15 protein-coding genes are annotated in these 14399 nt (G+C 34.3%); 2 read left to right on the forward strand and 13 right to left on the reverse strand.

Features of this window, described 5'->3' with window-relative positions:
• Positions 1 to 51 precede the first annotated feature (51 nt).
• The 4 genes from istB to PRVXH_RS10755 all read right to left on the reverse strand — a co-directional run bounded on the left by istB (position 52) and on the right by PRVXH_RS10755 (position 4111).
• Positions 52 to 801, reverse strand: a complete 750-nt coding sequence (gene istB, locus PRVXH_RS10740; RefSeq protein ID WP_353892770.1) for an IS21-like element helper ATPase IstB — start codon at positions 799 to 801, stop codon at positions 52 to 54.
• Complete coding sequence (gene istA / locus PRVXH_RS10745) at positions 802 to 2280, reverse strand: IS21 family transposase (protein WP_353892771.1); 1479 nt, start codon at positions 2278 to 2280, stop codon at positions 802 to 804.
• A gap of 72 nt (positions 2281 to 2352) precedes the next feature.
• Entirely contained in the window at positions 2353 to 2628 is a 276-nt protein-coding gene (locus tag PRVXH_RS10750; protein WP_353892772.1) for a hypothetical protein, read from the reverse strand.
• A 247-nt stretch (positions 2629 to 2875) separates the two neighbouring features.
• Complete coding sequence (locus PRVXH_RS10755; protein WP_353892773.1) at positions 2876 to 4111, reverse strand: hypothetical protein; 1236 nt, start codon at positions 4109 to 4111, stop codon at positions 2876 to 2878.
• A 269-nt stretch (positions 4112 to 4380) separates the two neighbouring features.
• Between PRVXH_RS10755 and PRVXH_RS10760 the strand changes: the two genes are divergently transcribed.
• Both PRVXH_RS10760 and PRVXH_RS10765 read left to right on the forward strand, forming a co-directional pair.
• A complete protein-coding gene (locus PRVXH_RS10760; RefSeq protein ID WP_353892222.1) occupies positions 4381 to 5775 on the forward strand; it encodes an ISLre2 family transposase in 1395 nt (464 codons plus the stop codon).
• A 399-nt stretch (positions 5776 to 6174) separates the two neighbouring features.
• A complete protein-coding gene (locus PRVXH_RS10765) occupies positions 6175 to 6942 on the forward strand; it encodes a putative ABC transporter permease (protein ID WP_353892774.1) in 768 nt (255 codons plus the stop codon).
• Here the strand turns inward: PRVXH_RS10765 and PRVXH_RS10770 are convergent.
• The 9 genes from PRVXH_RS10770 to PRVXH_RS10810 all read right to left on the reverse strand — a co-directional run bounded on the left by PRVXH_RS10770 (position 6939) and on the right by PRVXH_RS10810 (position 14301).
• Positions 6939 to 7820, reverse strand: coding sequence for a polysaccharide deacetylase family protein (locus PRVXH_RS10770; protein ID WP_353892775.1), 882 nt, complete (start codon positions 7818 to 7820; stop codon positions 6939 to 6941). The genes PRVXH_RS10765 and PRVXH_RS10770 overlap by 4 nt on opposite strands.
• A 216-nt stretch (positions 7821 to 8036) precedes the next feature.
• Complete coding sequence (locus tag PRVXH_RS10775; RefSeq protein ID WP_353892776.1) at positions 8037 to 9269, reverse strand: ABC transporter permease; 1233 nt, start codon at positions 9267 to 9269, stop codon at positions 8037 to 8039.
• Positions 9270 to 10184: an ATP-binding cassette domain-containing protein gene (locus tag PRVXH_RS10780; protein WP_353892777.1), complete on the reverse strand. Its 915-nt coding sequence runs from the start codon at positions 10182 to 10184 to the stop codon at positions 9270 to 9272.
• A 133-nt stretch (positions 10185 to 10317) separates the two neighbouring features.
• The gene (locus tag PRVXH_RS10785) at positions 10318 to 11163 is read right to left on the reverse strand and encodes a CPBP family intramembrane glutamic endopeptidase (RefSeq protein ID WP_353892778.1); all 846 of its coding nucleotides are present in this window, start codon (positions 11161 to 11163) and stop codon (positions 10318 to 10320) included.
• Between the two features lie 33 nt (positions 11164 to 11196).
• Complete coding sequence (locus PRVXH_RS10790) at positions 11197 to 11811, reverse strand: hypothetical protein (RefSeq protein ID WP_353892779.1); 615 nt, start codon at positions 11809 to 11811, stop codon at positions 11197 to 11199.
• 12 nt (positions 11812 to 11823) lie between these two features.
• The gene (locus PRVXH_RS10795) at positions 11824 to 12516 is read right to left on the reverse strand and encodes a hypothetical protein (RefSeq protein ID WP_353892780.1); all 693 of its coding nucleotides are present in this window, start codon (positions 12514 to 12516) and stop codon (positions 11824 to 11826) included.
• A 13-nt stretch (positions 12517 to 12529) separates the two neighbouring features.
• A complete protein-coding gene (locus tag PRVXH_RS10800; RefSeq protein WP_353892781.1) occupies positions 12530 to 13384 on the reverse strand; it encodes an ABC transporter ATP-binding protein in 855 nt (284 codons plus the stop codon).
• A gap of 25 nt (positions 13385 to 13409) precedes the next feature.
• Positions 13410 to 13775 (reverse strand): GntR family transcriptional regulator, encoded by a 366-nt coding sequence (locus PRVXH_RS10805; RefSeq protein WP_353892782.1) that lies wholly within the window; start codon positions 13773 to 13775, stop codon positions 13410 to 13412.
• A 310-nt stretch (positions 13776 to 14085) separates the two neighbouring features.
• Positions 14086 to 14301: a hypothetical protein gene (locus PRVXH_RS10810; protein WP_353892783.1), complete on the reverse strand. Its 216-nt coding sequence runs from the start codon at positions 14299 to 14301 to the stop codon at positions 14086 to 14088.
• Between the last annotated feature and the right edge of the window lie 98 nt (positions 14302 to 14399).

The following is a 14399-nucleotide window of genomic DNA, read 5'->3' on the forward strand; positions in this document are numbered from 1 at the left end:
TTTTAGGAAATACCTTGTGAGCATTTCCTAAAAATTTATTATAATAAAATATTATATTTGCTCACCAGAGTACTCATCGCGATATGAGGTTCCGTTCATATTTAGTACGTGAGAGCGAAATGTAAGTCTATCAACAAGCGCAGATACCATTGTTTCATTTTCAAATAGCTTCGTCCATTCTGAAAACTTAAAGTTAGTGGATACTATTACACTTCGCTTTTCAGCACGATCTGCTACAACCTTAAATAGCAGTTCAGACTGATGTCTGTTAAAGGTTAAATAAGACATTTCATCTATGATAAGTAGGTCTGTTTTAGACAGCTGTTTTTCTAGTTTTAACAGGCGCTTATACTCAGTAGCCTCAATAAGTTCATTAGAAAGATTGGCTGCAGTATAAAACTTAACATTCATACCTTGCATGCAAGCTTTTATTCCTAATGCTATAGAAAAATGAGTTTTGCCTCGCCCAGTGTTTCCTATCATAACGATGTTTTGTCTTTTTCTTACAAAGTCACATGTACCAAGTTCATGAAAACAAGCTTCAGACACATGCTCATATCTGCTTAGGTCTAACTCGTCTAATGTTTTCATGTATGGAAATTTAGCAGCTTTAATCTTGCGTTTTTGGCTACTTTCTCTTCTAGATTCTGCCTCCATTTTCAAAAGCTCAATGAGAAAAGCGTCATAGGACTTGTTGTTATCAAGCTGACGAATTACGTCTTTATATCTATTGAAGGTAGGAACTCGCAGTTGCTTTGCATATAAAGCAATTGTCTCTTCATTAATATTTATTTCGCCCATTTATTGCACCACCATTCCATATTTTTTATCGTATTTATTTAAATCTACCTCCTCGACAGCTATCTCTTTATTTAGATTCAATACAGGGGTGTCTACAGGTTTGCTTAAATGGGCTCTAATCATATCAACAGTTGGCACAATATGCCCAGGAATCGCCTCTTTAATGCTAAGTATATATTCTTCGCCATAGTCTAGACATAGGCGAAGGAGTTTAACCATTTCTCTGTTACCACCGGGGAGTTGTTTGCCCCATATTAAAAGCTCTTCAGTAACATTTTGCTTAACTGGTTTAGCATTGAAAACAGAGCGTGGTTTTCTTTCAATTAAGTCTATGTAATGTTCTAACTTATACTCTGTTTTTCCTGAGTAGTAGTTTCTTATATGTGTAGCTATTTCTTCATTCTGATAAAAAATTTGGATGTCATTACCGTAGCCTTTTACAGTTACATCCTTTCTTAAATACTTGGTAGGGACAGAGTAGTAGTTTCTTTCATAGCAAGCTGTGGAGTAATCATCAACGGAAACAATTTTAGTTTTGCTTGTATCAAACCGGTACGGGGGAATCGGATTTAAAAACTGTTTTTCTTCTTGGTACATTACATTTACAGCATTCGAGCGACCTTTGATATGGTGCTTTTCTCTGTACTTTAAGCAATCTTCCAGTAGCTTTTGATTCAACTCTTCTATACTTGATACCCTAGGTAGAGGGACTAAAAAATTTCTTCTAGAATAGCCAACTAAGTTTTCTACAAGGCCCTTTTCGTTTCCTTTACCAGGGTTACAAAACTCTAGTTCAAAGGCATAATGGGCACTGAAGGAAAAGTACTTATCTTGTGGTTTTGCATAGGTTCCAAAACCCTCTTTAACTGCAACTTTAGCATTATCAAAAATTACTCGCCTGGGGACTCCTCCAAAGAAATCAAACATACGTTGTTGCGCTTCTAAAAAAGCCTGTTCATTGGCGGCTCTAAAGACTTGTACAAAGATATCACAGCTGTAACATAGCCTAGCGCAAAAAGTATACAATTTTCTTTTCTTATCATCGAGGTAGGCTGTGGCTTCGCCCCAGTCTATCTGAATTGCCTCACCTGGCTCATATGATAGAGGAACATTGCTTTGAGGTGGAACTAACTGTTCTGCACGTAGTTTTTTTACAGCATTTCGTATAGTTGATTCACCACCTGTAAATTCTTTCTCATCAACAAGTCGTTCATATATGCGTTTAGCAGTATGTTTTTGCTTTTTAATATTATCCTCTTCATCTGACTTAAGACAACCTATGATAAAGTCTTCTACTTCTTTTGTAACTTTAACTGGGCTTCTGTTATACTCCTTTCTTTTTTCTGGATGCGCTGACCCGTCACAATACTTTTTTACCGATTGACGTGAGATGCCTAAACTCTTTGCAATAGATCTTTGAGACTCTCCGTTTAGATATCGCTTGCGAATCTGTTGATACATATCCATTTCAATTTTCACACCCCTCAACCTCCTGAAAATATATCTGACTATATTTTACAGGAATTTTATGATAGGTGGTAAACTAATTCGCTAGCGAAATGGCTCTAACTGGTACACTTTTAGGATAGCATTTACACCCTCTTTTGCTTCTGCTTTCAAAGTAACGTTTTCACCATTTTCATATGTGCCTGCTCCTGTTACATATCCGCCATCGGTGATTTCCACTTCAATTTTATTCAGATAAGTACCACTTACAAGGTAAACACTAATGAATATTATACCTAAACCGATGATTGCAGCTGTGACTTTGAATACAGAACTGTCTTTATTGTAATTGCCTTTAATATAGTTAAGTATATTTGACAAAATTTTTCATCATCCTTTCTTATTTACTTTTATTATATTTAAACTAATAGTATTTCTTTCGATTTAAGAGAATTATTTTCCTCTATTTTTCTGATTTTTTTGTTAACAGTCTTTTTGTGTTTTTTGTCCAAGCGTTGCCTACAGATAATATTAAACGTTACAAAAAATACCTTCAGCCTATACTGAAGGTATTTTTTTATTGAATTATTATTTTATAAGTGCAGTAATCTTTTTAGAACAATGTACTTTAAGATAAATGTTCCTCAAGTGTTGACCTAAGATTTTTCAAAAAACCTAAGCTCAATGGCATATGCTTCTCAGCTTGCTCTACATACTCATCACTATAATATTTGCTATTGATAGCTATAGTTTCAAAAATTAAATATGTACAACTATGAATGACAAAGTCGCGAACCAACTTTTGTTTATGGCTAACAATAATTTCTGAGTCTAATGTTTCTTTGATAAACTGAATTGCTTTATTTGTTACGTTGTCTAAAGTGTCACCCTCCACTATTGTTTTAGAAAACACTGTCATGTTGCCTGTTTGTAAGTCGCTTTGCACATCCTGCAGGTCGTCTATAAACTGCAAAAATGTCCCTAGACCATAGCAAAACTTCTCTGCTTCATAACTTATATGACCTTTGATTAAATAGCCATCTGCTATTGCAAAAACTCCACCTTTTTCCATGGTTATCTTTAGCATATCATCAACGCTTGATGTGTTTATTTCATGTTGCTGTTTAACAAAGCTATCCTCTTGAGCTTTATGTAAATAGTATAAACTATTGTATAAATCTTCATATTCTTCTTGCTGGTACTCTAACCGAAATAAATCAATTAACTTAAAGATTATTTCCTCTTTTTCATTCTGTGGCAAAACTCTTTCGCCTAAAAGATACTTACTTATTTTTTTGCTAAATTCCATTTTGCTTTTTTTATCTGTTTTTGGATCATCTATATAATTATCTGTATAAATATATATCATGTTTATCGCGAATAGCGATGGAGTAATTGAAATAGGTTTGTCAAACATCAGCTGCATCATAGCTGATATCATAACAGTTCTTGTGGCCTGGTAAACATCGCCTCTTAACGCTATCCCTTTAGATGGCTCATTATCTTGAATAAACTTCTGAGCTTCTTCCTCAAAGTTAATTAGGTTGTTATAAAACCCTTCATTATATATAAGGTCAAGCTGTTCTTTATGAAACCCTATGGCCTCTTCAATAACCTTTTTAATGATAAAAACTGTTTTTTCATCTTCTTCACTCTCAATTTTTCTCAAATTCTTAAGTTTACTCTTGTGTTGGATCAATGTTTTTTTAATCTTCGCTTCTCTGAGCATTTTCTCGGCTTTAGAGTACATTTGTAAGCTTGGGAAATCATAAGATATGGTGTTCCACAGCTTAAGGTATTCCTCCTCATAACACTTGATTCTTTCATCAAGCTGAAGCTTATAGCTATTTGCTAATGCTTCCATAAAATCCCCCCCCTTAAGTTTTTAAAACATTTTTCTAGCTAAAGTTAGCCAAATTTCATCATTATTTTACATTTTAATAATAATGGTATAGCAGGTAATATGCTTTGTCAATTAGTTTTAGTTTTTAATTCTCCTATAATGATAGTAAAAACTAATTGTTAGTGTAAAATTATTGTAGGATTTAAGCAGGAAAAATACTTTTAAAAAAAGAAGAGGAACCTCAAAATTCTCCACACGAGAATAATCCTAACAAAGGAGTGAGGTTCCTCATGGAAATAATTCGCGTAATAGAAGAAAAAATCCTTCATGTAACTGAAAAAGTTTTAGAAACTCTTGAAGGAGGTATTGACTACAATACTTTTACTAAAGAATTAAAAAAGGAACTAGATGGTCTTGGTGTAGGGATAATGCAAGAAGTAATTGAAGCAATGGATCAACAAATAGTTAAAGATAAAAAAGAACGAAAGGACTGGGTCATAGAAAGAAAAGGCGACTATAAAAGTATACTCACCCCTTTTGGTGAAATGACCTATAAACGAACATACTTTAAAAACAAAGAGACTAAGAAATATTCCTATTTAGCAGATGAAAATGCTGGCATAACAGCACATATGAGAATAGAACCTACTTTAAAATCCGAGTTGCTTGAAGCTACTACAAAGCTTTCGTACGAAAAAGCAACACAGGAACTAAGCCGATATAACTCAGAGTTAAAGTTAAGCAAACAAACAGCTGCTAATACAGTAAGAGACTTTAAGGCAAAAGATTATGAGATCCCTTGTGATAAAAAAGAAGTTCCCACACTTTATATAGAAGCCGATGAAGACCATTTATCAGTACGCTCTAAAAGGGGAGCACAAGCTAGACTAATCTATGTTCATGAAGGCGTAAAAGAAGTTAATGGTAGGCGTATGCTAATAAATCCTAAGTATTTTACCTCTATTGATGAAAAGCCGGAAGACTTTTGGTTTAGAGTCTGCGATTTCATATATTCCCAATACGATGTTAATTGTATCAATGATATTTATATACTAGGCGATGGAGCAAAATGGATACGCTCAGGGCTGGAATACATTCCTAGCTCCACGTTTATCTTAGATAAGTTTCATTTATCTAAATACATCATAATGGCTACAGCTCATGCTCCAAACTTAAAGACAAAGATTTATAAAAACATAAAGAAGCTAGATAGAGAGGCTGTCTTAGAAAACTTAAAAGAAGCACTTGCAAAGGCAGATAGCAAACCAAGGAAAAAGAGAATACAAAAAACTATAACCTATATTAAGAACACTTGGGATGGTATAAAGGCATCAATTGAAAATCCAGAGATAGGGTGCAGTGCCGAAGGGCATGTGAGCCATGTTTTATCATCCCGTTTGAGCAGTCGCCCTATGGCTTGGAGTCTAAATGGGGCAAAAAAAATGGCATCTATGCGAGCTGTGGAGGCAAACAAAGAGCAAGTTAAAGACCACTACCTAGAAACTTATAAGCAAAAAGACAATAAAGTAATTGAATTGACAACTGAAGTTAGGAAACAGTTAAAAGATTTAAAAACGAGAAAAAAGATTGGCAAAGAAAGTTTTAGTAATGTTCCAGTAATGGAATATGGAGTAAACTTAACAAGAGTAGCGCTAAGAGGCCTTAATAATAAAATTAGCATTTAAACTAAAATGTTCTTGGTGAGCCCGGAGGTTACAGTAGTGGCGCCGCAGGGAAGCCTTGGCAGACGGGGGCCCGCCTGTGGTATAATGTCCTATACCGATGGGTTGGAAAAAAATGTAATGTCCTCGGAGCCGCCCATCGGTTTTTAAACAAGAACCACAGGCGGGGTGGATGTCAAGGCCGCCACGGTCTTGTTAAATGTTATATGTATTGTGGAAGTGAGGTTCCTTTTTTTAACCTACAGTGTCTTGACACTATCAAACTAATTAATTAACTTTTCTTTTTTTTATGTTATGATACCATAAACAGATAACGATATTTTTTTCTGGTTTCACTACTTTTTATTTTTTGAAAATCATATAACATATATATGGCTACCTTTTATGTGAGGGGGAATTTAATTGCTAACAGAATCTTTTTTCTACTTTGTCTTTTACTCTTTTGTAGGGTGGAATTTAGAAGTACTGTATCACCTAAAAAAACAGCGCAGATTTGTAAACCGTGGATTTCTAAATGGGCCAATATGCCCGATTTATGGAATCTCTGCCACTTTGATAGTTATACTTCTTACTCCTTTTAAAGATAATCTTATAGCTTTATTTATAGGAGGTTTTATTATTGCTTCAGTTGTAGAGCTATTTACTGGATATCTGCTGGAGCGTTTTTTCGATACTAGATGGTGGGATTACTCCGAAGAATCTTTCAATCTATGGGGATATGTGTGCGTAAAGTTTTCAATATATTGGGGAGCTCTAACAGTATTTTTTTTAAATGCAATTCATCCTTTTGTTAATATGCTGTGGCTTAACATCCCAAATGTAATAAAAAATTGGATTATACCTATTTTTCTAGTCGGGATAATTATAGACTCTATTTTAACTGTTTCTAGTTTAGTACAGTTTAAATCAATCCTTGCAGAGTTTGATGATATAACTGAAAGACTTAGGCAAAATGTAACTTTGATGAAGGATAAAAAGCTTAAAAATATTTCCCTTGAGCGCCTAAAAAGAGAAAACAAAAAGCTACGTTCGCTGCAAAATAGGTTGATCAATAAAATAAATATACAACATAAAGCCTGGCTTAAGCATTACCCTAACTTAAAATCTAAAAAGTTTAAACACATTATAGGTGAACTTAAAGAAAAAATACAAAATAAAATTACCGACTAATTTAGATACTCGTCATAATCAGCTAGCCTTACAAATTCAAAACTTTTTTGCCTTAATCTTTTAACTCCATCTTTCACACCTTGTGCAATATCAGATTCAGGCTGATTCATGTGCAACAACATTATTGACCCTGGATTTGCAGATTCTAAGGCATAAGCGATCTGTTGCTTATCAAAAGTGCCTCCAGCATCGCCTAGAACATTATAATTAACAGGCTTGAGTCCTAAGTCATAAATAATATCTACAGCGACATCATCATAATGGGCCGTTCCAGATCTAAAGTACTTAGGATATTCCCCAGTTATTTTCTTAATTAACAACTGGTTTTTGTAAACCTCATTAAATACTTCTTCAACACTTGCAGTTCCTGGTATATTATAAGCTGATTTCCCTGAGACAGATAAGGGTTTATGCTTGTACCCATGATTGGCTATTTCAAGCAAAGGATTTTCCGATAACATGATAAAAGTTTCCTTGTTTTGTTTAATCCACTCTCCACTGACAAATAAGGTTGCGGGAATTTCCTCTTTAATTAAAAAATTTATTAAATCTTCATCATAATAACCTGGCCGTCCATCGCAAGCATCAAAAGTTAAGGCGACAATTTTTTTATCAACATCAATTTGCGTTATAACGCCTTCGATGTTTTCGCCCCAATCTTTCGGTTTAACCTGAGAGTATTTATCTATAATGTCTTTCTCTAATACTTCATGGTCATGTTTATTATTAGTACTTTCCTCCTCTTTGCTATCATCAATCTTTTCTTCTAATATTTCCGATGTTTCAGTTTCTACGGTTGTATCTTGTACCTCCTCGGAGCAAGCTGATGATATTAATAGAACCATAACACATACTATAAGAAAACGGAAAAAATTCATTTATTTATACCTCCTTTATTTTATTATAGCTATTTACACCATAAAGCGAAACTAGCAATCGGCTTTTACTGGATACCGCACCGCACTTACAGTTCTTGCTCTTTTTCGAAAACTGTTGAAGTGGAGGTCCCAAACCAGTTATCCTATTAACTTTTAAAGCCCTTTTTATCAAACAAAAAAGCTTGCAAAATGCAAGTTTTTTTTGTTTTATCCCTTTTATTTTCTAGCTAATAATTTAAGCGCACGGGTTAGTTTAACAGGGTTCCCATACATAAGAGTCCCCAAGCGATAAATTTTTGAAGCTAAAAGTCCTACAATTACTGTGCTTAATGTTAGTATGAACAAAGATAATATAACCTCAAAATGCGACACTGTCCCCATAGAAACCCTTACAAACATAGCCATAAACGAGCTAAATGGAATATATGATGCGACCTTTATTAATAGCCCTTCTGTATTTTGCATACCGGTTACAGAAACGAAAAAGACAGCTACAAAAATAATTGTTATAGGTGTGGCGCTAGTATTCACATCTTCAGATCTAGAAACTAAAGCACCTAAAGCCCCAAATATAAACAGATAAAATAGGTATCCTAGTATTCCAAACACCGAAAACAGTAAAAGTACGTCAGTAGGGATATTAAACACAAAATCTAAGCCTCCATCCCAAGCGGCAGAGTTTAGTTCATAAGCTAAAAAAGCGGTGCCTATAACTATAGCAAACTGTATCACCCCAGCTAAAGCTCCTCCTATAACTTTGCCGAAAATCAAGTTTCGACTATCAGTACTAGTAACCAAAACCTCCATAGCTCTATTGCTTTTTTCGCTAGCTATAGATGTAGCTACAAGCTGGCCATATATGATGATTACAAAATATAGTAAAAAGGTGAGAATATAGGTGTACATATAATTTCCAGCACTGTCAGTACCTAATATTTTAGTGTCTGATTGTAATTGAACAGATATTAACTGCTGAACGCTACCATAATCTATCCCTTTTTCAGAAAAACCCTGAATCCTATACGCTTCTGCCAACGCACCTTCAAAGGCAAAATTATCGTTGCTATGCAGTTCGTTGTTTTTGACAATATGCACATAACTTGTAGGCGAATCTATAACGTATCCCGCATCTATATCTCCAGAGGTTACATCTTCTTCTAATTCTTTTTGATTTTCATATTCTACCAAGGTTCCAAGATAAAAATTGTTTTTTAGGTCCTCTATATTACTAACCGCTTCATCTTTGTTTACATAGCCATACTCTCTTTGCGAAACATGAGTTTCTTCACCAGCGGGGTCAGAGTCAGAGCTAAAGAAAGTATCTCGTATAGTTGGTATCGACAGCCCAATGGCTAGCATCAGGCAAATAATTACGGTAGATGCAATAAAAGGTTTGCTTTTTACAAAGTTTAAAAGCTCAAACTTTACTACAATTAAAAAATTCTTCATCTATTTTTCACCCACCTTTTTAACAAAAATATCTTCAAGTGTTGGTTCATAAGTTGAAAATCTTTCAATATCTAAGCCTAGCTGCACCATTTCATTAAGTAAGTCGTTTTTAGTCTTGTCTTTTTCTAGTTCTATAACTAAATACTTCTCCTTATTATCTACAACCTTAGCTAGCCCACTAAGCTTATGGGCGAAAAGGTCCTCTAGCTCTAAAGAGGATAAACCTATCAAGCTAATAGTTAGCCTATTATTCCCATACTTTCTCTTTATGTTTTTCAAATTGCCTTTGAGCACTAGTTCTCCTTCGTTAATTAACGCAATGTTTTCACAAAACTCTTCTATATAATTCATCTGATGGCTAGAGAATATAACTATGTTATCCTCCCTTATTTGCTCTCTTATTATTTCTTTTAACACCTGTGAATTTACTGGATCTAAGCCACTAAATGGCTCGTCTAAAATGACTATGTCTGGGTTACAGACAAAGGTTTGTGCCAGCTGCACCTTTTGCTGATTTCCCTTTGAAAGGGTCTCTAGCTTTTTGTTACTGTATTTCTCTACGCCAAGCTTTTTTAGCCAATGTATTGAATTTTCCTTAGCTTCTTTTTTGGTCAAGCCTCTAAGCTGGCCAAAATAAATTACCTGCTCTAACACTTTCTTTTTAGGATACAACCCTCGCTCCTCCGGCAAATAACCTATTTGATGTTCACTGGCCACAAACTTTTTCCCATCTAACAGTATTTCACCGGCGTTTGCTTTAAATAAATTCATGAGAATCCGAATGGTAGTGGTCTTTCCAGCACCATTTCTTCCAAGAAAGCCTAAAGCCTTACCGCTTTCTACTTCAAAAGATATTCCATGAAGCACTTCTGTTTCGCCAAAAGATTTAAATATATCTTTTACTTCAAGCTTCATGCCATCACCTCTTTCTTAATAAAAAATTTTAATATAAATTATAAAAGCTAATTTATTATACTATATAAATTGCAATTGTTCTTTACCTTTTTAAATATTTAATATTCTTTTAAAGAGTAGATATTACTAGTTGTTACCCCTTTAAATTCGGTTTTCCGTAATTGTCAGCAAAAGGCATCCTGTTTTTATACAAATACCAAACTGAAACTGGTAAAACAATGAACAGTCCAATTAACGCCACAGCACTTTGTTCAAAGAAATGACCAAAAGGCATCACACTTAATCCTATGCTAAAAATATTGTTACCGGCATGGATCAAAATAGGCGCCCATATAGAACCGGTCCAAAGCAGTGAAATGCCTAAAAATACTCCCATGACAAAAGTGTAAGCTCCTTGAACTAAATTTAGATGATAAAATCCAAATAAAAGTGCTTGTATTAAAATTACAGCAAAAATACTTACTTTTCCTCTTAACTCTTTAAAAATTAACCCCCTAAAAATAACTTCCTCAATTAACGGAGCCATAATCCCTGCAGCTAGGAAAAACAACAGCACTCCCCCCTCCGTCAATGAACTCATATTTTCGACATGGGAATCTATTGCCTCGTCAGGAAAAAATCCTACTATAACAGAGCTTAGGTATAACAAAGACATTCCCGCTATAAAGGATACAACACTCTTATCTAGCGACAACTTATTAAACCTACATACTTCTAAAAAACTGTCACCTTTTCTGTTTACCATCCATTTATATATAAGTAACGAACCGACCCCCGCAAAAATTAGAGATATTGGGATATGTGCTGACATTGTAGAAGCAAACTCTGCATCAAAATTATCTAAGTTATCAGCACCACCTTCTAACCCTATCTTAATCCCTATCACAAAGGAAATTCCAAAGATATATACAATCTGAAGTCCAAAATGTACCAATAAATATTTTAATACGTTCCACACTGTCTTTAAAAAATTTTTCATAACTATCTCCTCCTATATATTGTTGTTTTATACCTACTCCTCTGGATATTTAAGTTGTAAGGTTATTGTTTTATAAGCTTTAATCACTGTATAAAAGGCCGCTAAATAACAAATGGTTGATAAAGGCAGCACAACAACTAGCGGCAAAAACAAATGCATTATAATACCTAAGGTCACTCCTACAAATACCAAGATATAACTTAATATGTTTTTCCATATAACTCTGATGTTGAATATAGCGTTAGGTAAAACAACAAAAGTTCCGCACATAACAAGTGGTAAAGCTACGCCTAAGAACCACCAAATTAAAAACGCTTCTTCCACAAAACCGCTATGTAAAGCTATTACATAGTTTAAAACGTTAACCGCTCCACCCAAAAACAATGATATCAAAAATGTTAGGACGATTGTTAGGGAAACCTGCTTTTTTTCGATAGGCAAAACCCTGATTAAATCTATGTCCATATAAAATACAAGCTCACTTTCTTTTATAGTCATAAGCGTAATAAGTACTATATACGGTACAAAGAGGATTGGTTCAATAGAACTTATCCCTAAAATCAGCCCTACTGTACCTAAAAGACCGAGCCAAACAGGTATAAATATGACCCATAATTCTCTAAAATATAATCTCGATTTAGTAATCACTCACTATCCTCCTCACTGACAGATGTCAATTTCATAAATGTTTCTAGCTGTATACTTATATAGGATATATGTTACTATTAGCATAAATAAAGGTGCTAATAGCAACATACTACCGTTTAACAAAAGTTCTCCCCTTATCATCAAAAATACGATAACACTATAAATCGAGTAGCCTAAGGTTAGCACTCCTCTGCCCTTTTTATAAAGTATAGTTAACATACATAAAATCAATCCACCTATAATTACTAAAACTTGCATACTAAGTAAAGCTTTTAAAAAATTAATGCCATCACCTATACCTTTTATTTGAAGTAAAATTGCTGCTATCAAAAACGGTAATAATAATAGTAGCCCCATGATAACAGTGGTGCAAAGAGTTACTAAAACCCTGTTGAGTAAAAAAACTTTACGAGTAACAGGTAGAATGTTTTCTAAAACTCCTGACGCTGCATTTTTTGTCCAGTTTTGCGCATGGTTATGATCTAAAAGATTAGATGGTGCTATAGATACACAGAACAAATGCAAGGTCAAAAATGAAAAAAATCCCTTAAACCACATTTCTGACACAGAGCTGGCAGTATTTAAGTTTATATAAAATAGTACAGCTCCAGCAATGTTAAAAAAGTTTAGCACACCGTAAGCTAAAACCAGATCTCTGATGTTTTTATAAAAGCTAGCATTATAAAGCTTAAAAAGATTTAGCATGCTGGTTCTCCTTTCAATCTCTTGTTGAAACATAGTACATTATATCCTCTAAGCTTGGTCTTTCAAGTAGCACACCCTCATTTTCCGTCAAAGTGTGGCAGCTATCGCTTTTTGCAAGCCCCTCTATTCCAAACTTATTTACCTTCATCCCTATTAAAGTATCTTTGTGATTATTTAAAACTTCTTTTTTGCCTTTTACTAAACGGTAATTTTCCACAAGGTCGCAGTAGGTATCTGTAAAAACCACCTCACCATCATCTATAAAAGTGATATAATCAGCCACCTTTTCCAAATCAGAGGTGATATGGGTAGAGAAAATCACCGACGCTTTTCGCTTTTCAATAATATCTTGTAGCAACTCTAAAAATTCTCTGCGAAATACTGGATCTAACCCGGAAGTTGGCTCATCCATTAAAATTAGCTCCGGTTTATGTGAAAGCGCCATCGCTATAGAAAACTTTATTTTCATTCCTTTGGATAAGTCCTCTAGCTTTTTACCTAAATTTAACCGAAACTTTTTTATATAACCTTCAAAAATATGTTGATCCCAACTCTTATAAAAAGGAGCAATTAACTTAGCTATTTTTTCTAATTTCATGCCGGATGGGTAGATATCGCCATCATAGACAAACCCAATCTTTTCTTTAATCTTTACTTCATCTGCAATATGGTCTTTGTTAAACATTTTAATCTCGCCGCTATCCTTAGATAATAAATTCATGATCAACTTGATAGTTGTTGTTTTTCCAGACCCATTTGGACCAATAAGACCCATAATATAACCTTTTTCAAGTGAGAAACTTACATTTTTTAACTTAAAATCCCCATAGTCTTTTGATACATTTTTTACTTCCAATACTTTAGACATATTTTCACCCTCCATATTCAATAATCTAGTAGAGTAGTTTTAGCATTTCTATAACTTTCTCTAACGGAATATTAAGCTCTTTTGCTTCATCCACCACCTCTTCTAACTTTTGTTCAACAGATTTTATCTTCATATCTTCGAGTAAGTCTTCTTTTTGGGCAGAGACGTAAAATCCCCTACCTTTTACCGATTTAATCAACCCTTCCTTTTCCAAAACCTGATAGGCGTTCTTAGTGGTAATTACTGAAACTTGTAACTCCTTAGCCAACATTCGTATCGATGGCAAATAGTAGCCATTGTCTAACTCACCCCTTAGAACCTGCCTTTTAATCTGATCTGAAATTTGTAGGTATATCGGCTGTGAACTTGTATTGCTAATGATTATATCCAATACAATCCCCTCTTTTATCTTTTTACAGTTATACAACAACGACTGTATATATACTGTATATATTTTATATACACAGTATATATACAGCCGTTGAATTTGTCAACTTTTTTTAAAAACAGTTCTTTCCCTCCTTGGTAGAACAAAACCCACCCTGAAATTAGGGTGGGTTAGATTCCGGGCCATTTATGTTAGTAATATAGTAGGATGGACTATTTTTTCTTTTATCAGCTTACTTTGCCAAACTAACAATAATTCAATATTTAAAAACAGCTCAGACATAATGTTCTCCTCTAGGTATTAAGCCTTAAGTTTACTCAACTACAGCGTTAATAATATCTTTGGCTACCACATATTTTTCTTCTTCTGAACCCCCATTACCACTGTTTATAGCCACTACTAAATCCATTTCCGGAACTATATAAAGACCTTGCCCCAATGACCCCATTCCAATAGCAATTTTATGCCCCTCATAGTCGTCAATCCAAAACTGATAGCCATATTCAAAACCATATTTATCCCCCTTCACCCTATATTGATAATTTTTAAAACCATCCTTATTCCTACTTTCAAAGGTAATACACACGACAATATGTCTTTAAGATCGAACCATATTCACTTAGTACC

This window comes from Proteinivorax hydrogeniformans (assembly GCF_040515995.1).
Taxonomy (GTDB): Bacteria; Bacillota; Proteinivoracia; order Proteinivoracales; family Proteinivoracaceae; genus Proteinivorax; species Proteinivorax hydrogeniformans.

Excerpts from the sequence above, each read along its gene's own strand:
- istB (WP_353892770.1), bottom strand. The coding sequence starts at position 801 with ATGGGCGAAATAAATATTAATGAAGAGACAATTGCTTTATATGCAAAG.
- PRVXH_RS10755 (WP_353892773.1), bottom strand. The coding sequence starts at position 4,111 with ATGGAAGCATTAGCAAATAGCTATAAGCTTCAGCTTGATGAAAGAATC.
- PRVXH_RS10760 (WP_353892222.1), top strand. The coding sequence starts at position 4,381 with ATGGAAATAATTCGCGTAATAGAAGAAAAAATCCTTCATGTAACTGAA.
- PRVXH_RS10770 (WP_353892775.1), bottom strand. The coding sequence starts at position 7,820 with ATGAATTTTTTCCGTTTTCTTATAGTATGTGTTATGGTTCTATTAATA.
- PRVXH_RS10775 (WP_353892776.1), bottom strand. The coding sequence starts at position 9,269 with ATGAAGAATTTTTTAATTGTAGTAAAGTTTGAGCTTTTAAACTTTGTA.
- PRVXH_RS10780 (WP_353892777.1), bottom strand. The coding sequence starts at position 10,184 with ATGAAGCTTGAAGTAAAAGATATATTTAAATCTTTTGGCGAAACAGAA.
- PRVXH_RS10785 (WP_353892778.1), bottom strand. The coding sequence starts at position 11,163 with ATGAAAAATTTTTTAAAGACAGTGTGGAACGTATTAAAATATTTATTG.
- PRVXH_RS10795 (WP_353892780.1), bottom strand. The coding sequence starts at position 12,516 with ATGCTAAATCTTTTTAAGCTTTATAATGCTAGCTTTTATAAAAACATC.
- PRVXH_RS10800 (WP_353892781.1), bottom strand. The coding sequence starts at position 13,384 with ATGTCTAAAGTATTGGAAGTAAAAAATGTATCAAAAGACTATGGGGAT.